The 20,543-nt window shown below is 64.2% G+C and carries 19 protein-coding genes; 12 read left to right on the top strand and 7 right to left on the bottom strand.

Going from position 1 to position 20,543, the window contains the following annotated elements:
• Positions 1-46: 46 nt before the first annotated feature.
• Positions 47-1,144, bottom strand: coding sequence for an ABC transporter permease (locus J2X62_RS23080; RefSeq protein WP_032368948.1), 1,098 nt, complete (start codon positions 1,142-1,144; stop codon positions 47-49).
• Positions 1,141-1,920: an ATP-binding cassette domain-containing protein gene (locus J2X62_RS23075; protein ID WP_032364377.1), complete on the bottom strand. Its 780-nt coding sequence runs from the start codon at positions 1,918-1,920 to the stop codon at positions 1,141-1,143. The genes J2X62_RS23080 and J2X62_RS23075 overlap by 4 nt, the downstream gene beginning before the upstream one ends.
• Before the next feature lie 406 nt (positions 1,921-2,326).
• Here J2X62_RS23075 and J2X62_RS23070 point away from each other — a divergent pair, with 406 nt between their 5' ends.
• Together J2X62_RS23070 and J2X62_RS23065 are read left to right on the top strand one after the other, a co-directional pair.
• Positions 2,327-3,052, top strand: a complete 726-nt coding sequence (locus tag J2X62_RS23070) for an SDR family oxidoreductase (protein ID WP_222068112.1) — start codon at positions 2,327-2,329, stop codon at positions 3,050-3,052.
• Between the two features lie 30 nt (positions 3,053-3,082).
• Positions 3,083-4,090 carry a LacI family DNA-binding transcriptional regulator gene (locus J2X62_RS23065; RefSeq protein ID WP_032368950.1) on the top strand — a complete coding sequence of 336 codons (1,008 nt, stop codon included), beginning with the start codon at positions 3,083-3,085 and terminating at the stop codon, positions 4,088-4,090.
• On the opposite strand, the gene J2X62_RS23060 is transcribed toward J2X62_RS23065, so the two are convergent.
• Positions 4,083-4,655: an AAA family ATPase gene (locus J2X62_RS23060; protein WP_310183632.1), complete on the bottom strand. Its 573-nt coding sequence runs from the start codon at positions 4,653-4,655 to the stop codon at positions 4,083-4,085. The genes J2X62_RS23065 and J2X62_RS23060 overlap by 8 nt on opposite strands.
• A gap of 74 nt (positions 4,656-4,729) precedes the next feature.
• Between J2X62_RS23060 and J2X62_RS23055 the strand changes: the two genes are divergently transcribed.
• The 4 genes from J2X62_RS23055 to J2X62_RS23040 all read left to right on the top strand — a co-directional run bounded on the left by J2X62_RS23055 (position 4,730) and on the right by J2X62_RS23040 (position 9,181).
• Positions 4,730-5,734 carry a LacI family DNA-binding transcriptional regulator gene (locus J2X62_RS23055; protein ID WP_310183629.1) on the top strand — a complete coding sequence of 335 codons (1,005 nt, stop codon included), beginning with the start codon at positions 4,730-4,732 and terminating at the stop codon, positions 5,732-5,734.
• A 10-nt stretch (positions 5,735-5,744) separates the two neighbouring features.
• Positions 5,745-7,100: an FGGY family carbohydrate kinase gene (locus tag J2X62_RS23050; protein WP_310183626.1), complete on the top strand. Its 1,356-nt coding sequence runs from the start codon at positions 5,745-5,747 to the stop codon at positions 7,098-7,100.
• Positions 7,101-7,171: 71 nt separating this feature from the next.
• Positions 7,172-8,056, top strand: a complete 885-nt coding sequence (locus tag J2X62_RS23045) for a tagatose-bisphosphate aldolase (protein ID WP_032368953.1) — start codon at positions 7,172-7,174, stop codon at positions 8,054-8,056.
• 69 nt (positions 8,057-8,125) lie between these two features.
• Positions 8,126-9,181 carry an alpha/beta hydrolase gene (locus tag J2X62_RS23040; RefSeq protein ID WP_310183623.1) on the top strand — a complete coding sequence of 352 codons (1,056 nt, stop codon included), beginning with the start codon at positions 8,126-8,128 and terminating at the stop codon, positions 9,179-9,181.
• A 7-nt stretch (positions 9,182-9,188) separates the two neighbouring features.
• Here J2X62_RS23040 and J2X62_RS23035 read toward each other — a convergent pair whose 3' ends face one another.
• Entirely contained in the window at positions 9,189-9,587 is a 399-nt protein-coding gene (locus J2X62_RS23035; RefSeq protein WP_310183620.1) for a PPOX class F420-dependent oxidoreductase, read from the bottom strand.
• Positions 9,588-9,693: 106 nt separating this feature from the next.
• Between J2X62_RS23035 and J2X62_RS23030 the strand changes: the two genes are divergently transcribed.
• A complete protein-coding gene (locus J2X62_RS23030; RefSeq protein ID WP_310183617.1) occupies positions 9,694-11,319 on the top strand; it encodes a long-chain fatty acid--CoA ligase in 1,626 nt (541 codons plus the stop codon).
• Positions 11,320-11,321: 2 nt separating this feature from the next.
• On the opposite strand, the gene J2X62_RS23025 is transcribed toward J2X62_RS23030, so the two are convergent.
• Together J2X62_RS23025 and J2X62_RS23020 are read right to left on the bottom strand one after the other, a co-directional pair.
• Complete coding sequence (locus J2X62_RS23025; protein ID WP_310183614.1) at positions 11,322-11,609, bottom strand: hypothetical protein; 288 nt, start codon at positions 11,607-11,609, stop codon at positions 11,322-11,324.
• A 131-nt stretch (positions 11,610-11,740) separates the two neighbouring features.
• Entirely contained in the window at positions 11,741-13,486 is a 1,746-nt protein-coding gene (locus J2X62_RS23020; RefSeq protein ID WP_310183611.1) for a TerD family protein, read from the bottom strand.
• A 338-nt stretch (positions 13,487-13,824) separates the two neighbouring features.
• Between J2X62_RS23020 and J2X62_RS23015 the strand changes: the two genes are divergently transcribed.
• On the top strand, positions 13,825-14,043 hold the full coding sequence (locus J2X62_RS23015) for a helix-turn-helix transcriptional regulator (protein ID WP_290369281.1): 219 nt from the start codon (positions 13,825-13,827) through the stop codon (positions 14,041-14,043).
• Between the two features lie 145 nt (positions 14,044-14,188).
• Here J2X62_RS23015 and upp read toward each other — a convergent pair whose 3' ends face one another.
• Positions 14,189-14,812: a uracil phosphoribosyltransferase gene (upp, locus tag J2X62_RS23010; protein WP_310183607.1), complete on the bottom strand. Its 624-nt coding sequence runs from the start codon at positions 14,810-14,812 to the stop codon at positions 14,189-14,191.
• A 203-nt stretch (positions 14,813-15,015) separates the two neighbouring features.
• Between upp and J2X62_RS23005 the strand changes: the two genes are divergently transcribed.
• The 4 genes from J2X62_RS23005 to J2X62_RS22990 all read left to right on the top strand — a co-directional run bounded on the left by J2X62_RS23005 (position 15,016) and on the right by J2X62_RS22990 (position 20,504).
• Entirely contained in the window at positions 15,016-16,188 is a 1,173-nt protein-coding gene (locus J2X62_RS23005; protein ID WP_310183604.1) for a CoA transferase, read from the top strand.
• Positions 16,185-17,765, top strand: coding sequence for a carboxyl transferase domain-containing protein (locus tag J2X62_RS23000; protein ID WP_310183601.1), 1,581 nt, complete (start codon positions 16,185-16,187; stop codon positions 17,763-17,765). Before J2X62_RS23005 ends, J2X62_RS23000 begins: the two co-directional genes overlap by 4 nt.
• A 78-nt stretch (positions 17,766-17,843) precedes the next feature.
• Positions 17,844-18,950 (top strand): ring-opening amidohydrolase, encoded by a 1,107-nt coding sequence (locus tag J2X62_RS22995; RefSeq protein ID WP_310183597.1) that lies wholly within the window; start codon positions 17,844-17,846, stop codon positions 18,948-18,950.
• Positions 18,951-19,055: 105 nt separating this feature from the next.
• Entirely contained in the window at positions 19,056-20,504 is a 1,449-nt protein-coding gene (locus J2X62_RS22990; protein WP_310183595.1) for an amidase, read from the top strand.
• Positions 20,505-20,543: the final 39 nt, after the last annotated feature.

The raw sequence follows: 20,543 nt of genomic DNA, 5'->3' as shown, positions 1-20,543 counted from the left end.
TTCTTGTAAGGGGTTGCGAGTGAGGGAGTTCAGGGCCGGTCCGAAGCTAGGGACTTCGAGACCAGAGTCTCTTGAGGGAGCTGGGCGATTGGCCTCGACTTGCGGCGTCGCGTCGACGTTGGTCGAAGTACACCGCGGCGATGAGAACCGCACCGACGGCGACCTGCTGCCAGAAGGGCTGTACTCCGACGATGACGAAGCCGTTCTGCAGTACGGCCGGAATGAACAATCCGACGACGGTGCCGAACATGGTGCCAATGCCGCCGAAGAGGCTCGTTCCACCGATGACCACTGCCGCAATGACATTGAGGTTGGTCTGGGACTGGCCGGCGATCGCGGTGGTGCCGTACTGGGACAGCGACAGTATGCCCGCCAATCCGGCGAGGGTGCCGGAGAGTGCGTAGATCTTGACCAGATGCATGTCCACCTTGATGCCGACGCGGCGAGCGGACTGCTCCTTGGAGCCGACGGCGAAGGTGTAGAGGCCGAACTTGGTGCGGTGCAGAACGATTCCGAAGATGACTACCAGCACCAAAGCGATGCTCGAGATCAACGGGATGGTGGTGGCAGGCAGGTTTCCGTAGCCGATCGTGTCGACGAGAACCGGTGGTACGTCGCGGATGTCGACGCCGCCGGTGATGACCTGCGACAGACCGAGCGCCCCGCCCAGTGTGCCGAGTGTGACGATCAGCGGAGGCACTTTCGCCTTACCGATCAGAAATCCGTTCAGCAGGCCCCAGCACAGGCCGCATCCCAGCGCCACCACGATGCCGACGGCCGCCACTCCCCAGCCGTCGCCGCCGATCGCGGCCATCGTCTTCGCCGACACCACGCCGGAGAAAACCAGCACCGAGCCGACCGAGAGGTCGATGCCGCTGGTGACGATCACGAACGTCATGCCGATCCCGAGGACGGCCAGGATGGAGACGTTCTGGATGATCTGCCGGATGTTGCCCCATTCGGGGAAGCTGCCGGGGGCCATGACCGAGAACACCAGGCAGATCGCCGCCAACACCAGCACGATCTGAAAGACCTGGACTCGCGCCAACTTTCCGAGCGACTCGACGAGATCGAACGTGTGCCGTGACGGCCTGTCGCCGGGAGGCAACGGTTCGAGCGATGGGGAAATGGTCTGGTTGCTCATCGTGTTGCTCCGGTGGTTGCGCCGGTCATCGCACCGACGAGTTCTTCCATGGTCGTGTTCTTGGCGTCGAGGGTGGCCACGCGCTTGCCCATCCGCAGCACCTGGACCCGGTCCGCTACCTCCATCACGTGGGGCATGGAGTGGCTGATGAACACCACGGCCACTCCCCTGTCCGCGACCCGGCGGATGGTGTCGAGAACGTTGCGCGTCTGCACCACACCGAGGGCGGCGGTCGGTTCGTCGAGAAAGACGACGCCCTTGGCCCAGGCGACGGCACGCGCGATGGCGATGGCCTGTTGCTGGCCGCCGGACATCGATCCCACCGGGACGGTGAGGCTGCGGACGGTGGCACCGAGTTCGTCGAGCGCATCCTGTGATTGCTTGCGCATCGTGGAGACGTCGAGGAAACCGAGGCGTCCGAGCGGCCCTTTGGCCGGTAGTTCGCGTCCGAGAAACATGTTCTGTTGCGCGTTGAGATGCGGAGCGAGCGCGAGATCCTGGAACACCGTCTCGATTCCGAGCTCTGCCGCCACCGTCGGACTGTCGAGATCGACTGCGGTGCCGTCGAACAGGATCTCTCCGGTGTCGACGGCCAGGCTGCCCGAAAGAGCCTTGACCATCGTGGACTTGCCTGCGCCGTTGTCGCCGATGAGGGCGACGACCTCACCCGGGTAGATGTCGAAGTCTGCGTCGTCGAGGGCGCGCACGTTTCCGAAGCTCCTCGACAATCCCCTCGCTTCGAGGATCGGTGTCGCAGCAGGTGCAACGGTGGCCATGGGTACTCCTCGGTCGAATGGAAACGTTCAGGTGTGGGACAGGACGCCCCCGCCGACGCCGGTGCAGCACGGTTCGAGAACTGGGCCTGCGCGGCATGTCGAGCTCCCTGCGGGGCTCGCTGTGTTAACGAGTGTGACCCACACAACTCGCATTGTCACGTGTTTCGCGAAAATTCATGTCACCGGTGACATGACCTATCGGCCCGGCAGTCATTCCGCCGCAGCACGAGGCCGATATCCGACCACGGAGTACCGTCTCTGAACTGGACAAATGGACGATCTACACCGTTTTCGCGACGGGAACGACGCGCTACGGTACCGTCCATGACACCGATGACATACGCGTCCACTCCGGGGCCGATGACATCGATGACATGACCACTCGGAACAGTGAAGGTAGACCCCCATGGCGAAGTTCGACGGCCGCAAGATCTTGGTGACAGGTGCCAGCGGAGGCATCGGCTCGGCTACCGTTCGGCGATTGGTGGCCGACGGTGCCGACGTCGTCGCGGCGGGCCAGTCGGTGGACGCGCTGGACAAATTGGCCGACGAAACCGGCGCAACGCCCCTGGCGTTCGATCTGACGTCCGAGGACAGTGTTCGCGACGCCGTCGCGGGCCTCGAGCTGTACGGCGTCGTCAACTGCGCCGGATTCGGCGGCGAGATCGCCACGCCTCAGGACACCGACATCTCGATCTTCGACAAGGTCATCGCCATCAATGCGCGCGGCGCACTGTTGGTCATCAAGTACACCGTCCCCGCCATGATCGCCGCGGGCACCGGAGCCATCGTCAACGTCTCGAGCCAGGCCAGTCTCGTCGCTCTGACCGGACACATCTCCTACGGATCCTCGAAAGCAGCCTTGGACAACATCACTCGGGTCTCCGCACTCGAACTCGGCCGCCACGGCATCCGCGTGAACGGTGTGAACCCGACGGTCGTCATGACGGAGATGTCTGCGTTCTACTGGGGTCGCCCGGAGATCGAGGAGCCATTCCTGGCGCAGATGCCGCTGGGACGCTGGGCCACCGAAGACGAGATTGCCGCGCCGATTGCCTTCTTGCTGAGCAATGATGCTTCCATGGTGACCGGAGTGTCGTTGCCGGTGGACGGCGGCTACACCAGTCGCTGACGGGACGAGGACGAGCAGACGGGGTAGATCATGACCACCATGCAAGACGTCGCGGCGCTGGCCAAGGTCAGTGCCAAGACCGTCTCACGGGTGTACAACAACGACCCGCACGTCGATCCCGATACTCGTGCCCGCGTTGCCGAAGCGCTCGAGTCGCTCAACTATGTGCCGAACACGATGGCGACCTCCTTTCGCAACGGCCAGACGGCGGCCATCGGTGTCGCCGTCCCGGACATCGACGACCCCTTCTTCTCCTCCATCGCACGCGCAGTGGAGGAACGGGCCCGCCAGGACGACATGGCAGTTCTCGTCACCAGCCTCGGTCACGACGGAGATCAGGAACAGGCTTTGGTGGAGTCGCTGCTGCGTAGGCAGTTGAGCGGCTTGATCATCGCGCCGACGGGTGCGGACCACGCATATCTGGAGCGCTGGATCGACAAGACTCCGACGGTGTTCGTCGACCGCGCACCCGACGGCCTCAAAGCCGACAGCTTCGTCGACGACGATCACGGCGGTGCGGTGTTGGCCACCGATCATCTCCTCGATCTGGGTCATACCCGCATCGCCGTGATCGGCGACAGTGCGGGGATTCCGACAAGCCGCAATCGCTTGGCCGGATATCGAGAGTCGTTGCAGGCACGGGGAATCGAGTTCGACGAGACCCTCGTCGCTCTGGGGGTGTTGGACCGCGAGGACGCCCGTGTGGCACTGACCGACTTGACTGCACTCGACAGTCCCCCTACTGCACTGTTCCTGTCGAACGCGCGAGTGGCAATGGCCTGCGTGCCTGTTCTACAGCAGATGAACTTGCTGCATCTGGCGTTCGTCGGATTCGGCGACTTTCCCCTCGCCGATGCAGTGATGCCACCGGTGACGGTGATCGATCAGAACCCGGCTCGACTCGGCCATCTGGCCATCGAACGACTGTTGGGTCGAATCGAAAATCCCGGGCGCCGTTACAAACGGCGCAACATCCTCGGCGTCGAGTTGATCGAGCGCGAATCCTGCACTCCCGGAACCACTCACACCATCAGCTGAGCCCGAGTTCTCGGGAGACCAGATCGGCTTGCTGCGCGGTCGTCAGTTCGGCGTCGACGCGTAAGTGCGGGATGCGCGGCGTCCGAGCAGGCGGATCCACCGGCCGATGGGCATCGCGATCCGCGCCACGAGCGGCCCGGCGTCGCGCCAGGAGTTCCGGCGATCCATCGACGTGGATCACCTTCGTTGCAGCAGGGGACAATTCGTTCACCAGTAGTGTCCATTCGGACGCACCGGTCAATTCGCGGGTGAAGGGCGCAACGAGGACGGGCCGCTGACCGAGCTGTACGAGATCCCGGGCAGCGGCGCGCACCACGGCGTAGCGCCCGGCGCGAATCCGCTCCGAATGGGGACCGGCACTGTTCCAGTGCGGGCCTTCGATCAGCGAATCCAGTTCGTCCAGTAGCGGATTGGTGAGGGTGTCCAGGTCGAGCAGAGCGGTACCGAGCCGGCGCGCCAGCTCTCTGCCCAGCGTCGTTTTGCCACTGCCCGCCGCGCCGGCAACCACCAGGACCGGCAGAGATTCCCGTTCGATTCCGAGGACGTCTTGACAGACATGAGGCATAGCGGGAATCATACAAGACAACGTTGTCTCGCATACGTGCTACAGCGACACACTTCCTCCGATCGAGAGTTCACGTGACCGAGCGCGCCAGCATTAAAGACGTCGCCGCCTTGGCGGGCGTCAGCTTCAAGACCGTCTCACGCGTCGTCAACGGCGTGGATACGGTCCTGCCGGAGCTGCGCGAGCGGGTCGAGGCTGCGGTGCAGACACTGAACTACGTTCCGAACTCCGCCGCCAGGTCCCTGAAATCGGGGTCAGGCAACACCATCGGGATCGTCGTCGACTCCATCGACGATGTCTTCTTCGCATCACTGGTCAGTGCCGTCGAAGATCGCGCACTCGAACACGGGCTCGCCGTCATCGTCGGCAGCACCGGCTTCGATGCCCAGCGAGAACGGGATCAGCTGGCCCTTCTGGCCGGACAACACGTGCGGGGCATCATCCTCGCGCCGGTCGGCGACCACAGTGACTTCCTCGTACCTCGGCGTCGCACACTGCCCACGGTCACCATCGACCGCTCGATCGCCGGTTTCGATTCTGTCATCGTCGACGATTACGGTGCCGCCAAGCGAGCCGTCGAGAAGTTGGTGGCAAGCGGGCACACACGAATTGCTCTGCTCGGCTTCGACGATCGCCTGCAGACTGCGCAGTTGCGCAGGCAGGCGTATCTCGACGTTCTCGCCGACCTCGGCCAAGAGCCGGAGGCCGCGCTCGCCCCTCCGGTATCCCACGCCGCAGATTCGGTGCGGCCTGTAGTGAAGACGCTGCTGGCGCAGCGCAAACCACCGACTGCGTTCTTCGTCGCCAACGCAAGACACGCCACCGCCGTGGTGTCGGTTCTGCACGAGATCGGTCGCACCGACGTAGCCATGGTGTCGTTCGGCAATTTCTCGCTCGCCGATGCCGTCAGCCCGTCGGTGACCTGCATTGACCAAGACCCGTATCGCATCGGCACCCTCGCATTCGACCGCCTGGTGCAGCGGTTCGACGATCCCTATCTCGAACCCGAGCAGCAGATAGCGCCGACCACTCTCGTGGAACGACTTTCACACGCACTCCCCCTACCCGTAGAGAAATGAGAACTACTCCGTGAACCCCAGACTTGTTGCGGGACTGGACCTCGGGAGCACCGGCGTCAAAGTACTCGTCACCGACGATGCAGGCACCGAGCTGCTCATCGAGCAGAGTCCCACACCGTGGCGGCACGGACCGGGCGGAACCACCGACCTGGCCGCCGAGGATCTGTTGTCCACCATCGGGCAGCTACTCGATGCGGTCGCTCGCCGGCTGCCCGAGGCAACCGGTGACCCGGCCGCCCGCATCGACGCCATCGCGGTGTCCGGAATGGGTGAGACGGGCTTTCTTCTCGATGAAGACAACGTTGTCCGGGCACCGGCCTTCGCGTGGTTCGACCCGCGTGGTCAGCAGCAGGTCGACAACCTGCCGGCCGAATTGCGCGACCAGTTCGCCGGCAAGACCGGACTTCCCGTCGGCGTTCAGGTCTCCGTCGTCAAGATTGCGCATCTTCGTGACAACGGACTGAGCCTGACCGGGCTGCGATGGTTCAACCTGCCGGAGTTCGTCGTACTGTCCCTCGGCGGTCGTGCCGTGGCCGATTACTCACTGAGTTCGCGCACCGGACTACTCGATCAGGACAGCGGCGAGCCGTGGTCGGAGATGTTGTCGCACCTGGGTGTCGGAACCGACTTCATACCGCCGCTGGTCGACGCCGGAACCGATCTCGGAACTGCCGACGCATCAACACTTCCCGAGACAATTGCCGGAGCTCGATTGACCGTCGCCGGTCACGATCATCTCGTCTCCGCGGTGTCCGGCGGAGCTATCCCGCCCGACCGATACCACGTGTCGATGGGCACTGCCGAGGTGCTGCTGCGGGTGCTCGACACTCCGTTGACGACCGACGCGCGGAGCAGGCTGGCCGAACACCTCATCAACTCGGTGCGCCACGTGGTTCCGGGCCAACATGTACTCGTCGCGGGAGTGAAGACCGGCTTGCTGATGCGACGAGCGTTGCAGCTGTGCGACATCAGCGATCGTGCCGGTCGCGACCTACTGGACCAGCGAGTGTGCGCACTGCCTCCAGGTGGACCGTTCACCGACGGCGGTATCGACATCGCCGGCGCCCGCAACGACGACGGCGTTCTGTCCATCACGGTCCGTACCGACGGGATCGATTCGGCCGAGCTGTTCCGCTCGATTCTGTTGCACGGCAACGACGAAGTGGCTCGCCTTATCGAGGCACTCGACGCCGAGGTGCCGCCCGCCAGGACGACATTGCTTACCGGCGGCTGGGCCGGCATGGCCAGCGTACGAGACGCCCGGGCGGAGGTGCTGCCCGATGTCTCGGTCTCGACCAGATCCCAGGACACTGCCTACGGCGCAGCACAGTTCGCGACCCGACTACTGACGCTCATAGAAATCTGAGCCCACATTTCTGCAGTGAGACAACGTTGTCTCTGCTGCTCTCGACCCCAACACCCCACCAGGAGAAGAAGATGAACGAACTCACCACCCTTGAGCGTCGCGGAATGGCTGCTATCTCCACCGAAGGCGGCAACATGCTCATCGTCGCCGGAGATCAGCGCAACGGCATGAAGGCCGTCATGAAGGACGCCGTCGACGGGCCGGGCTCGATCACCGTCGAGCAGCTGGCCGAGGCCAAGGCCGATCTTGTTCGCTACCTCGGCAACCACGCGCCCGCGATCCTGCTGGACCCGGAGGTGGCACTGCCGAAGATCGTCGACGACGGTGTGCTTTCGCGCAACACCGCATTGGTGGTCGGTATGGATGCGTCGGGCTTCGAGGAGACCGAGGGTCTGCGCTACACCCGTTTCGTCGACGGCGTGACCCCGCGCGTCGTGCGCGATCTCGGCGGCGACGTCGCCAAGATGCTGTTCTACATGCGCCCCGAGCAGCAGGGCGTCGATTCCCGTGTTGCCGAGGAGATCCGCGACCTCGTCAAGGCCTGCTCGGCCGAGGGTCTGCTGCTCATCGTCGAGATCTTGACGTACCAGCTCGAGGGCGAGTCGGACGAGGACTACAAGGCCGGCTTCGGCAAGATCATCGCCGATTCCACGCGCATTTCGGTCGAGTGCGGTGCCAAGGTGCTCAAGCTCCCCTACCCCGGATCCGCCGAGGCCTGCGCTGCCGTTACCGAAGCGGCACAGGGTGTTCCGTGGGCCGTGCTGTCGGCGGGCGTCGATCACGAGACGTTCATCGAGCAGGTCCGCATCGCCGTCGCCAACGGTGCACGTGGAGCGATGGCAGGCCGGTCACTGTGGAAGGACAGCATGGCTGTCTCTGCCGAGACCCGCGAGGATCTGCTCACCAACCGCGCACTCCCCCGGCTGCGTGAGCTGAACGAGGCCGTCGACGCCTGATCCGCGTCTTTCGACCGAGCCCGTGGGCGAACACGGGCTCGGTCGACGCCGTCTGGGTAGCGTGAACCCATGACGGAAGACTCGAAGCACATCGATATCGTTGCCGCGCCCGGAGTGTTCGCCGACCTGCAGACCGCGCAAGAGCTGGTCGCGAGGGCGCTGTCCGCCCGCGGTCTCTCGGGCGGAATTGTCGACGCTGCAACCGGTTCCAATGAGGTTGTCGTCGTTCCCGGCGATGGAGCGCAGGTCGATACGTCGTTGTACAGCAGCGTTGTTCGCGTCGACTTCGGTCAGTGCGCGCCGGATCGATCCGAGGGGATTCGCGCACACATCCGAGGCCGCGGTCTCGACGGCCTCAGGTTCGCGATCGACAGTGTCTACTTTCACCGCTTCCACCCCGGCACGATCGTGACGTACGGAGATCACCCCGAGCAACGCGTCGAACTGCGGGTGCCCGAGGGCGATGGCCCGTTCCCCGTCGCCGTACTGATTCACGGCGGATACTGGCGTTCGAGGTGGGAATTCGACCTGATGGATGCGATGGCGGTCGATCTGACCGCACGCGGCTACGCCACCTGGAATGTCGAATACCGCCGACCCGACGAACACGGGTGGGATGCGACTACCGAAGATGTCGCGGCTGCTCTCGCCGCGCTGGAGACGGCACCCGCCTCCATGGATCTGTCTCGAATCGTCCTGGTGGGCCATTCCGCGGGAGGCCAACTGGCCCTGCGGCTTGCGGCCGATTCTGTCGGCGAACGGGTGGCCCCTGCCCTGGCGGTGAGTCTGGCCGGGGTGCTCGACCTGAAAGTCGGCGACGAGCGGTGGCTCGGGGAAGGTGCGGTATCGAACGCAATCGGGGCCCGCTATGGCGAGGCCCAGCGCATCTACGAGGAGTCGTCACCGATGTCTCGACTGCCCCTCGACGTTCCACAGTTGGTGGTGTCCGCAGTGGCCGACGATCCCAATCTTCTCGAGATCAGCCGCGCGTACTACGCCGCCGCATCCGCGACTTCCGATTCCGTTGCTTCGGTCGAAGGACCGGGCGGGCACTTCGCCGTCGTCGACCCCACGTCGGAGATCTGGGTCGATATCGTTGCGGCGGTGGATGCTGCCCTGATGTGAACCGACCTCAGTCGGTGGTGATCGACAGAATCACCCGCGGCTTGCGGCGTCGAGCAATGATCAGTTCGACAAGCATGACGATGCGGTACTCGGTGCCGTACTTCTTCTTCAGTACCGATGTCGGTCTCGAGGCGGCGTCTCCGGTGACGATGGTTGCCGAGCCGGTCACCGCCACGGCGTCATCGGGCACCGCTCCGCGCCGACTGCACGGGCGGAGCTCCACGCGATCGGAGTTCTTGATGCGCTTGACCTTGCCGCTCTCCGCGGGAGTGATGACGACCAGGTTGTCGCCGTCTCGGGCGATCCACACCGGCGTCGATACCGGCGCACCGGATCGACGGAAGGTGGTGAGCGAAACGAATGCCTCGTCGCCGAGGGCACGAGCGTCATCCGAAGTAGTGGCCATGAGTACCAAGTTACGCACCCTCCTCGCGTCGAGTCCGTAGTGTGCATGTTGTGACGCGGAGCACAACGACGTGCAGCCGCGCCGGGACATCGAAAGCGAGATCGTCGTGAAGAGCACCATGCAGGACACCCCACTGTCCATCGGCCAGCTGGTTCGATTCGGGACGTCCATCCACTCCTCGGCCGAGATCACCACGTGGACCGACACCGGCCCCACCACGGTGACATTCGGGGAGTTGGGCAGGCGGGCAGCACAATTGGCTCATGGCCTGCGGTCCATCGGGATCGACGACGATCAGCGAGTCGCGACATTCATGTGGAACAACGCCCCGCACATGGAGGCCTACATGGCGATTCCGGCGATGGGCGCAGTGCTGCACACCCTGAACATCCGACTCTTCCCCGAGCAGCTCACGTACATCGTCAATCATGCCGAGGACCAGGTGATCATCGCCGACGCCAGTCTGCTCCCCCTACTGACGCCGTTGCTGCCGACGTTCGATACCGTGCGACATCTCGTCGTCGTCGGGGTCGACCCGGCGCAAGTCACTGCACCCGACGGTATCGAGGTGCTCGGCTACGAGGACCTGCTGGCGGGCAACCCGGAGGAGTTCGATTGGCCCGAACTCGACGAACGATCAGCTGCCGCAATGTGTTACACATCGGGCACCACCGGTGATCCCAAAGGGGTCGTGTACTCGCATCGCTCGATCTACCTGCATTCGATGCAGGCGTGCATGACCGACGCGATGGCAATTGCGCAGTCCGACAAGGTGTTGGCCATCGTGCCGATGTTCCACGCGATGTCGTGGGGGCTCCCGTATGCGGCGCTGATGGTCGGTGCGTCACTGATCATGCCCGACAGGTTTCTGCAGCCGGCTCCGTTGGCAGAGATGATGTCGACGCTTCGTCCGACGGCGGCGGCTGCTGTCCCGACGATCTGGCAGGCCCTGCTCGCTCATCTGGACGAGCATCCAGCGGATCTGTCGAGTCTGCGTGATGTGGTGGTCGGCGGTGCCGCATGCCCGCCGAGTCTGATGAAGGCATTCCACGAGAAGTACGGCGTGCACATCTCCCAGGCATGGGGCATGACCGAGACGTCACCGCTCGGCACCTCCGGTAGGCCCGACGCGGGACTGTCGCCGGAGGACGAGTTCGACTTGCGTTGCACACAAGGCAGATTCGTTGCCGGAGTTCGGGCACGACTCGTCGACGACGCCGGAACGGTGTTGCCGTGGGACGGCAAGACCGTCGGCGAGCTCGAGGTCCGTGGCCCGTGGATCACCGGCATCTACTACCGCGCTGACGCGGACGACAAGTTCGACGACGGTTGGCTGCGAACCGGTGACGTGGGCACCATCTCCGAGAACGGCTACCTCCGGCTCACCGATCGCTCCAAGGACATCATCAAGTCCGGCGGTGAATGGATCTCCTCGGTGGAACTCGAGAACCAGGTGATGGGACATCCGGCTGTTCGTGAGGCCGCGGTCATCGGTGTGCCCGACCCGAAGTGGGACGAGCGGCCACTGGTCGCTGTCGTCGTCCGCGAGGGTGCGTCGGTGACGGCCGAGGAATTGAAGGAGTTCCTCGACAGCCGCATCGCGCATTGGCAGTTGCCGGAACGATGGACCTTCATCGACGAGGTCCCGAAAACGAGCGTCGGCAAATACGACAAGAAAAGGCTGCGGAGTTCCCACGCCGACGGGGCGTTGGAGGTCATCGAACTGGTGTAGGGCTATCCGCTCCAACCCCAGTTGTAGGGGTTCACCACGATTCGGTACCAGGTATCGGTGTTCTCGACGTTGGTGCACGGCACCACGATGTACGACTGCGACGCCTTCTCGAGTGACAGCGCCTTGTTGCAAAAGTATTGCGCGCCTTCCCCGGACTGCTCGGCGCGATAGACAGGGCCGTAATGCCATTCGTCGGCACTGGCGGTCGCAGCCCCCATGGTGGTGCCGGCGGCGAGCGGAAGCGCCAGAAGTCCGGTCAATACTGCAATGCGTCGGCTGGTGCGGTTCATTCGAGGGCCTTTCGTCGGCGGCACGTTCTGCACAACGTCGCCGGCCGTGGTCCGGCCACCGACTCGATCCGTTCATTGGTGACGTCGCTCGACGGCTGAGTCGCGTTACCGGTCGACGCGACGCAGCGCGACTACCCATCGACCTCCACGCCGAACCGCACCGCCAATTCTGCCAATCCGTCGTCGTAGCCCTGACCGATCGGCCGGAAGCGCCAGCCACTCCCGCGGCGGTAGATCTCTGCGAGCAGCATCGATCGTTCCGTGGTCGCGGCATCCAGCACCGCTGTCGCGACCGCCGAATCGAGTCCATCGAGCGACACCGATACCGCGCCTAGGTCACCGAATGTGTGGTCACCGTCGATTGCTGCGGCGACGGTGATACGCACGCAATCCTCGGGAACGAGTGAAAGGTCGATCCGCACACCCTGTTCGCTGTCACCATCGATCGACATCGAGACGGCACCGTCCGAGGTGACCGGAGCGTTGTAGAACACGAAATCCTCGTCACTGGCGACCGATTCATCGTCGGACAGCAAGAACGCGACTACATCTACACCGACCCGATCGGAGTCGTCGGCACGCCAGGAACTGTTGACCGTCAGCACTGCCTGATCAGGGTCGAGGTCGACGACGCCACCCCGTGGCACCAACGGAGCGATTCGGGACCGCCGAGCAGGGAGCGGCGCGGGAACTTCGATATTCAGTTCTCGGTCGATCGCTGCCGGTGTCAGCAACGTGAGATCCCGTTCCTTCACTTTCGGCATCCGCGGGTCTCCATCGCCGCCGTCCAAGATCAGGATGTCGGTCACGCCGGCGCTGAGATTCACAGCCGGTGTCGCACCGAGTTGGATCAGGCGCGACCGCATGAGTACCGACTCGGCGTGCGAACCGCCCATGACCAAGACCCTTCTTGTCTGCCAGGGCTTGACGACTGGATCGGGCTGCTGCTCGGCTGGTTTCGGCTGGGTCTGCGGCCGAATACCTTTCGGCGTTCCTGGCTGCACATTCCGGAGCAAGTCGAGCAATTCCGACTCCGAGATGATGCGAAGGCCATGGGCGCGCGCCCTTTCGACTTTTCCGCTTTCCGTTGTGGGATCCGAACACACCACCACACTCGTGAATCGACTGACGGAATTCATCACGTCCAGTCCGGCTTCCGTGAGCTGAGCGGCCAAGCGCAATCGCGGGATTCGCGTGTCGCCGCTGATCACGACTCGCATGCCCTGAACGAGACCGCCGTCCTCGGCAAGTGGACCTGGGTTCTCCCACGCGCAATGTGAGCGAGGAACGGTATCCGGATACAGCGTCAGACGCTCGGTGCACGTGACGACTGGAAGGGGAAGTTCGAGCGACCTGGCCAGCCGAGCGCTGTGGGTGAACACCTGCGCCAGCACTAGGGCATCGTCGTAGGCGTCGTGCGCATTGGACTGCAGCACTTTCCAGTGCGCGGCCAGGGTGGACAGCTTGTGGTTGGGAGTATCGAGTTGTAGTCGCCTCGACAATGCCACGGTGCACAACCGTTGCTTCGTCGGCATGTCGATGCCCGCACGCATCGATTCGAGCTTCAAGAACCCGTGATCGAAACTCGCGTTGTGCGCGACCAAAGTTCGACCATCCAGCAGATCCATGAGTTGCGGAGCGATCATGTCGAACGTCGGCGCACCGGCAAGCCGTTCGGGCGTCAGTTTGTGAATGTGCACCGGGCCAGGATCGCAACCCGGGTTGACCAGAGTCGACAGTTCGCGTCCGACACGTCCGTCCTCGTCGACCGTCAGAGCGGCCACACTGAGCACTCGATCACGGGATGCCTTCAGACCCGAGGTCTCGACATCGACGACGACCCATTTGTCGCTGCCGGTTCTAACCGAATTCTTCACAGGATTACCGCTTTCGACCGCATCGGACAATGGAGGCCACTATGCCGCACGAGATGCTGCACGCGAGTCGACTTCGGGCCAACACCTACGGTTCCTGGCCACCGACGGCCGTTCCACAGCACATTGGCGTACCTCGGACCATCAGTGCGCTTGCCAACGCACGCATAGCGAGCCCTCCCCCTGCGAGACGACGTTTCCACATTTTCTGCCTGCTAAAGCAGGCATAGGGGCTCATTGTCGGCAGAACCTTCGGATAAGTTCCAATATGCATGCCAGGGCAAGCACAAGGAGCGATGATGGCGGAACCGCGACGACGAGCCCGTAAGCACTCGTGAGAACTGGCCGAAACGTTCGTCGCGCGTCGCCTTCAGTTGCGCATGACCCAAGCCGAGTTGGCGTTGCTCGCCGGGGTGAGTCGTTCCACCGTTCAAGCACTCGAAGGAGGAAAGAACACAGTGCAGCTCGACAGCGTGGTCGCGGTCGCGGATGCTCTGGGGTGCGATATCGCACTGCTCACGCGCGCCGGATCGTTTGTGCCACCGCTGGATCCGACATGATTCAAGCACTCGAGCTACGAGAGGTCGATGCAGCCGATGCCTACCAGGGAAGACACCTTCTTCCCGATTTACTGACCCGCTCGGGAAACGACATGGTGTTTCGATACGACAGCACCTACCTCGACGACTCCTCTGCGTCGGATCGTCACCGAGGCCCGAATTGACGGTCTCCCGCATCCCCCAGTCCTGGCACGATGATGCCTTGATCGTTGAGCTCATCATCGACGGCGGCACACACCACACGGACGGGATGTCCTGACTTCTCCAGCGCAGCAAGGCCTTCGGGTGTGACGACGACGCACACAACGACCACGTCGGTTGCTCCACGTGCGACGAGCAAGTCGATCGTCGCGGTCATGGACCCGCCTGTGGCCAACATCGGGTCGAGAACGAACACCGGTGTGCCGGCGAGATCTGCGGGGAGAGACTCGAGGTACGGCACCGGCTGCAGTGTCTTCTCGTCTCGTGCCATGCCGATGAATCCCACACCGGATCGCGGAATGAGCGCACTCGCCTGCTCCACCATGCCCAGCCCTGCCCGGAGAACAGGAACCAGCAGAGGTGGGTTCGCCAACCGCACACCCGTGGTGCGGGCAACCGGGGTCTCGACCGCGAAAGTGTCCACCGGGGCGTCACGCAAAGCCTCGTACACCAACGTGTGTGTCAGCTGCCGCAGCGCCGAACGGAAGGTCGCGTTGTCACTGCGGACGTCGCGCATCGTCGTCAAAAGCGCTGCGGTCAAGGGATGGTCGACTACGTGGGTATCCATGGTCGCAGATTATGGGCCCCTCGTCGGCCATCCGTCCACACGGCTCGCGCTCGCTCGAACTGTCCGAAAGCGACCCCTCAGCGTCGGCAACTTTTGCCCACGACGGGGCCGCGACCGGCACGTTGACTCGGACGCATGACGCTTCGCAACGATCGATTCGAGTTCGACACCGACATCGCTCCCCTGTCTCGGAACGCAATCCGATGACGGTCGGACCGCTCTCCGACTGCCTGGTCGTCGACCTGTCGCGGGCACTCGCCGGACCCCATGCCGCGATGATGCTCGGGGACCTCGGCGCGCGAGTGGTCAAGGTCGAGTCACCCAGCGGCGGTGACGACACCCGAAGTTGGGGCCCACCCTTCGTCGCCGACGACGAGGGCGATCGACACTCGACGTACTTCCTCTCGTGCAATCGCAACAAAGAATCCATTGCACTGGACCTGAAAGCTGTCGACGGTCGAGACACGCTCACCGCATTGATTCGCCGCGCCGATGTGCTCGTCGAGAACTTTCGCCCCGGCGTTCTCGCTCGCCTCGGCTACAGCATGGAGGCATTGCACGAGCTGAACCCGCGTCTGGTGATCCTGTCCATCACCGGTTTCGGCCACGACGGGCCAGAAGGCACGCGCCCCGGTTACGACCAGATCGCTCAGGGCGAAGCAGGATTGATGTCCCTGACCGGGCCGTCGAAGGACGAGCCCACTCGGGTCGGCGTTCCCATCGGTGATCTGCTCGCCGGAATGAACGGCGCGTACGGCGTCGTGGCCGCACTGCACGAGCGCAACACCACCGGACGCGGCCGCGTCGTGCGTACCAGCCTGTTGGCCTCTATCGTCGGGGTGCACGCATTTCAAGGCACTCGCTACACCGTGGCCGGCGAAGTGCCCCGCCCCACCGGCGGACATCACCCGTCGATCTGCCCGTACGGTCTGTTCCACTCGTCCGAGGGGCTGGTTCAGATTGCCGTCGGCAGCGAGGGACTGTGGCAACGCTTCGCTCCCGCATTCGGATTGGACCGTCCGGAGTGGGCCACCAACCCCCAACGGGTCGACGACAGAGAGGCAGTCATCGCCGCTGTCGATGCCGTTTTCGCGGACTGGCCGACCGACAAGCTTCTCGGACTACTCGGCGAGCTGGGCATACCGGCCGGACGTGTCCGTGATCTGGCCGAGGTCTACACCTGGGAACAGACCCGTTCGCAAGGACTGATGATCGACGTCGATCATTCGGCCCTGGGCACCATCACGTTGCCCGGCCCACCGCTGCGCATGGACGAGGATTGCGAGGGTGCTGCGATGCGCACGACGCACGCAGCCCCGCCGACCCTCGACCAGCACGGCGACTCGATCCGCGCCTGGCTCGAGACGACGCCATGACCCGCACCGGCGCGCCGGCCCGGCTCGGCGCGCTCGAACTCGTCGAGATGGTCGTCGACGCCGGCAGTTTCGTCCGGTGGGACACCGACCCCCTTCCCCCGATCGGGGTGCACGGACCGGCGGAGCAGGGCTATCTCGACGAGCTGGCCGCGGCCCGCGAAACGAGCGGCTGCGACGAGTCGGTGTTGAGCGGCGAAGCCACCCTCGCGGGGCGGCGAGTGGCACTCGTCCTGTGCGAATTCGGATTTCTCGCAGGTTCCATCGGAACGGCGGCCGCCGAACGATTGGTACAGGCCGTCGAAAAGGCGACGGCAGAACAGCTTCCGCTGTTGGCCTCGCCGACCTCCGGCGGAACACGGATGCAGGAGGGCACGGTTGCCTTCTTGCAGATGGTCAAGATCTCGGCGGCTATCGCTGCGCACAAGTCGGCGGGTCTCGCCTATGCCGTCTACCTCCGTCATCCCACGACCGGTGGAGCACTTGCCTCGTGGGGCTCTCTCGGCCACGTCACTGCGGCCGAACCTGGTGCGCTGCTGGGTTTTCTCGGTCCGCGCGTATACCAGGCGCTGTACGGCGAGAAGTTTCCCGAGGGAGTGCAGACAGCCGAAAACCTCGCCGCTCGTGGCCTCGTCGACGCGGTGGTCCCTCCCGAGCAACTCCGTGAGGTTGCGATTTCGGCGCTCGCCGTTCTGTGTGCGCCACACGAGCCACCTCCGCCGGTTCCGAACATCCCGTTGGAGCACCTCGACGATGTGCCTGCATGGGAATCCATCCGTCGTTCTCGACGGCCGGAACGGCCGGGAGTACGCCACCTCGTGCGATCGGCAGCGAACACGGTGACGACGTTGCAGGGAACCGGGGCCGGTGAGATCGAGCCCGGATTGTTTCTGGCCCTTGCCAAGTTCGGGGCCTCGGCGTGTGTACTTCTCGGCCAGGACCGCACTTTCGCCGATCAGCCGTTGGGTCCCGCCGGCCTCCGGGAAGCACGACGCGGAATGCGGCTGGCGGAAGAGCTGCAACTCCCCCTCGTCACCGTCATCGACACTGCCGGTGCCGCCTTGAGCAAGGAGGCCGAAGAGGGTGGCCTCGCGGGCGAGATCGCCCGCTGCTTGGTCGAACTCACGACACTGAAGGCACCGACGATCTGCCTGCTGCTGGGCCAGGGTGCCGGCGGCGGCGCACTCGCACTGCTCCCGGCCGATCGGGTGCTGTGTGCCCAACACGGTTGGCTGTCGCCACTGCCGCCGGAGGGTGCATCGGCGATCAAGTTCCACACCACCGACCGCGCAGCCGAGATGGCAGAGGAGCAGGGAGTGCGCAGCCTGGACCTGCTCCGTAACGGCGTCATCGACCGGATCGTGGCCGAACGACCGGATGCCTCCGACGAACCTGCGGCGTTCCTGTCACGCCTCGGTACCGTGCTCGAACACGAGTTGGCCGTACTCCTCGCCGCCGACCCGGCCGAACTGGCGACCTCCCGGCTGCAGCGCTACCGCTACCTGGGGATGTCCGATAACCAAAAAAGTGCACTGATTGGGCAAAGCTTGCCAGTGCACCCCCGGTCCAACGGTCGATAACGTTCGTGGGGCGAGCCCCCGCCGCGCGAACGCCGGCCGACTCTGCAGTACCCACAGATCCCGATGAAGGAGATTTCAGTGCCCGACGCAATCGAGGTCCGCAAGGTCCCGCTCCACAACGTGTCCGATGCCAGCGAGCTGGCGAAGCTCATCGACGACGGGGTGCTCGACGCCGACCGGGTCATTGCAGTCATCGGTAAGACCGAAGGCAACGGCGGAGTCAACGACTACACCCGCATCATCGCCGACCGAGCATTCCGCGAAGTGTTGTCCGCGAAAGGAACTCGCAGCGCACACGATGTCGGCGAGGTACCGATCGTCTGGTCCGGTGGCACCGACGGAGTCATCAGCCCCCACGCCACCATCTTCGCGACCGTACCGTCGGACAAGGCAGTGCAGACCGAGGAGCCGCGCCTGACGGTCGGCGTCGCGATGAGCGAGCAGTTGATGCCCGAGGACATCGGCCGCACCGCGATGATCACCAAAGTGGCTGCGGCAGTCAAGGATGCGATGGCCAACGCCGGCATCACCGACCCCGCAGACGTGCACTACGTGCAGACCAAGACCCCACTGCTGACGATCCACACCATCCGTGACGCCAAGAGCCGCGGCAAGACCGTCTGGACCGAGCAGACCCACGAGTCGATGGACCTGTCCAACGGCGGCACCGCTCTCGGTATCGCTGTCGCACTCGGTGAGATCGATATGCCGACCGACGAGGACGTCATGCACAGTCGTGAGCTGTACTCCTCGGTGGCGTCGTGCTCCTCGGGCGTCGAGTTGGACCGTGCACAGATCGTCGTCGTGGGTAACACTCGCGGAATCGGCGGTCGGTACCGCATCGGACACAGCGTGATGAACGACGCGCTCGATCAGGACGGCATCTGGAACGCGATCAAGGATGCCGGTCTCGAACTTCCCGAGCGGCCGCACACGAAGGATCTCGGCGGCAAGCTCGTCAACGTCTTCCTCAAATGCGAAGCAAGCCAGGACGGTACGGTCCGTGGACGACGCAACGCCATGCTCGACGATTCCGACGTCCACTGGCACCGCCAGATCAAGGCATGCGTCGGTGGAGTCACCGCGGCAGTGACCGGCGACCCAGCGGTCTTCGTATCGGTCTCGGCAGCGCACCAGGGCCCCGACGGTGGCGGACCCGTCGCCGCGATCGTCGACCTCGGATAACGCCGGTTTCGATCTCGAACAGCGCCGCGCGAACCCGACAGTCTCGGGTTCGCGCGGCGTCCGGCCCTCCCTGCTTCTGCGTCTCTCTCGAACGAAGGAACCACCATGGCAACCACCGTCGGACCCGCTGCCGAACTTCTGATGTCCGACGCGGTCGAGCTCAGCGGCAAGATCAAGCGCCGCGAAGTCTCGTGCGTCGAGACCATGACGGCGTACCTCGACCACATCGAGACACACAATCCGACGGTCAATGCCATTGTCGCCCTTCGTGATCGCGACGAGCTGCTGGCCGAGGCAGGCGAGCGCGATCGACAGCTCTCGGACGGGCAGTATCTCGGGTGGATGCACGGATTTCCCCATGCGGTGAAGGACTTGTCGGCAGCCCGAGGGCTACCGTTCACATCGGGGTCACCGATCTTCGCCGATCGCATCGCCGAGGCGGACGATCTGTTCGTCGCCCGCGTGAAAGCGGCCGGTGCCATCGTGATCGGCAAGACCAACACACCGGAATTCGGGTTCGGATCTCAGACGTACAACCCGGTGTACGGAACCACCGTCTCGCCCTACGACACCTCGCGCACTGCAGGCGGAAGCAGCGGAGGTGCGGCGGCAGCCTTGGCACTACGCATGCTGCCCGTCGCCGACGGCACCGACTACATGGGATCGCTGCGCAACCCCGCAGCCTTCAACAATGTGGTCGGTTTTCGCCCGTCGTGGGGACGCATTCCCGAGCCGGGCTTCATCGCACAGGGCGCTGTCGCCGGACCGATGGGCCGATCGGTCACCGATGTCGCACATCTGCTGTCGACGATGGCGGGCCCGGATGCCAACGCGCCCCTCGGAATCGACGAGGATCCGGAGATCTTCACCCGCACTCTCGAACGCAGCTTCCGCGGTGCCCGCATCGCGTGGGTCGGAGACTGGAACGGTCACCTGGCTACCGAACCCGGTGTCCTCGATCTGTGCGAGTCGTCGTTCACCGTCTTCGAGGACCTCGGCTGCGCAGTGGAGAGCACCGTGCCGTCGTACGACCCGGCGAAAATCTGGGACTCGTTCCTGACGTGGCGGTGGTGGGCGCAGCTCGGGATGGCCGATCTGTACGAGAACCCGCGCACGAGGGAGCTGATGAAGCCCGAAATGCTGTGGGAGATGGAGCATGCCGTCGCATTGACCGCACTCGATGTCACCAAGGCAGCGCAGGCTCGCAACGACTGGCAGAGCGCACTGACGACATTGTTCGAGACCTACGACTTCGTTCTCGCGCCCACCGCTCAGGTGTTCCCGTTCGACAAGGACCAACATTGGCCGCAGTCCATCGCGGGTCGACCCATGGACACCTATCACCGGTGGATGGAAACGGTGGTGCCCTGGACGATGACCGGTGTTCCTGCCGCCGCCGTCCCGGTCGGGTTCGACGATCGCGGTCTGCCGATGGGTGTTCAGATCATCGGCAGGCACGGTGCCGACCGGGCGGTTCTGCAGCTCGCCTATGCCTACGAGCAGGCCTCGCGGTGGGTCGAGCGCGTTCTCCCGCCGGCACTGCACGTCGGCTGATCCCCCGCCGTCGCGACATGCCCTACACAGTATTGTTGA

Source organism: Rhodococcus sp. 3258 (genome assembly GCF_031456475.1).
GTDB classification, from domain to species: domain Bacteria; phylum Actinomycetota; class Actinomycetes; order Mycobacteriales; family Mycobacteriaceae; genus Rhodococcoides; species Rhodococcoides fascians.
Note: the sequence above shows the minus strand (reverse complement) of the source record. Positions and strands in the feature narration are given on the sequence as shown.

Excerpts from the sequence above, each read along its gene's own strand:
- J2X62_RS23080 (WP_032368948.1), bottom strand. The coding sequence starts at position 1,144 with ATGAGCAACCAGACCATTTCCCCATCGCTCGAACCGTTGCCTCCCGGC.
- J2X62_RS23025 (WP_310183614.1), bottom strand. The coding sequence starts at position 11,609 with ATGAACCGCACCAGCCGACGCATTGCAGTATTGACCGGACTTCTGGCG.
- J2X62_RS23040 (WP_310183623.1), top strand. The coding sequence starts at position 8,126 with ATGACGGAAGACTCGAAGCACATCGATATCGTTGCCGCGCCCGGAGTG.
- J2X62_RS23070 (WP_222068112.1), top strand. The coding sequence starts at position 2,327 with ATGGCGAAGTTCGACGGCCGCAAGATCTTGGTGACAGGTGCCAGCGGA.
- J2X62_RS22990 (WP_310183595.1), top strand. The coding sequence starts at position 19,056 with ATGGCAACCACCGTCGGACCCGCTGCCGAACTTCTGATGTCCGACGCG.
- J2X62_RS23060 (WP_310183632.1), bottom strand. The coding sequence starts at position 4,655 with ATGCCTCATGTCTGTCAAGACGTCCTCGGAATCGAACGGGAATCTCTG.
- J2X62_RS23045 (WP_032368953.1), top strand. The coding sequence starts at position 7,172 with ATGAACGAACTCACCACCCTTGAGCGTCGCGGAATGGCTGCTATCTCC.
- J2X62_RS23005 (WP_310183604.1), top strand. The coding sequence starts at position 15,016 with ATGACGGTCGGACCGCTCTCCGACTGCCTGGTCGTCGACCTGTCGCGG.
- upp (WP_310183607.1), bottom strand. The coding sequence starts at position 14,812 with ATGGATACCCACGTAGTCGACCATCCCTTGACCGCAGCGCTTTTGACG.
- J2X62_RS23065 (WP_032368950.1), top strand. The coding sequence starts at position 3,083 with ATGACCACCATGCAAGACGTCGCGGCGCTGGCCAAGGTCAGTGCCAAG.
- J2X62_RS23035 (WP_310183620.1), bottom strand. The coding sequence starts at position 9,587 with ATGGCCACTACTTCGGATGACGCTCGTGCCCTCGGCGACGAGGCATTC.
- J2X62_RS23075 (WP_032364377.1), bottom strand. The coding sequence starts at position 1,920 with ATGGCCACCGTTGCACCTGCTGCGACACCGATCCTCGAAGCGAGGGGA.
- J2X62_RS23000 (WP_310183601.1), top strand. The coding sequence starts at position 16,185 with ATGACCCGCACCGGCGCGCCGGCCCGGCTCGGCGCGCTCGAACTCGTC.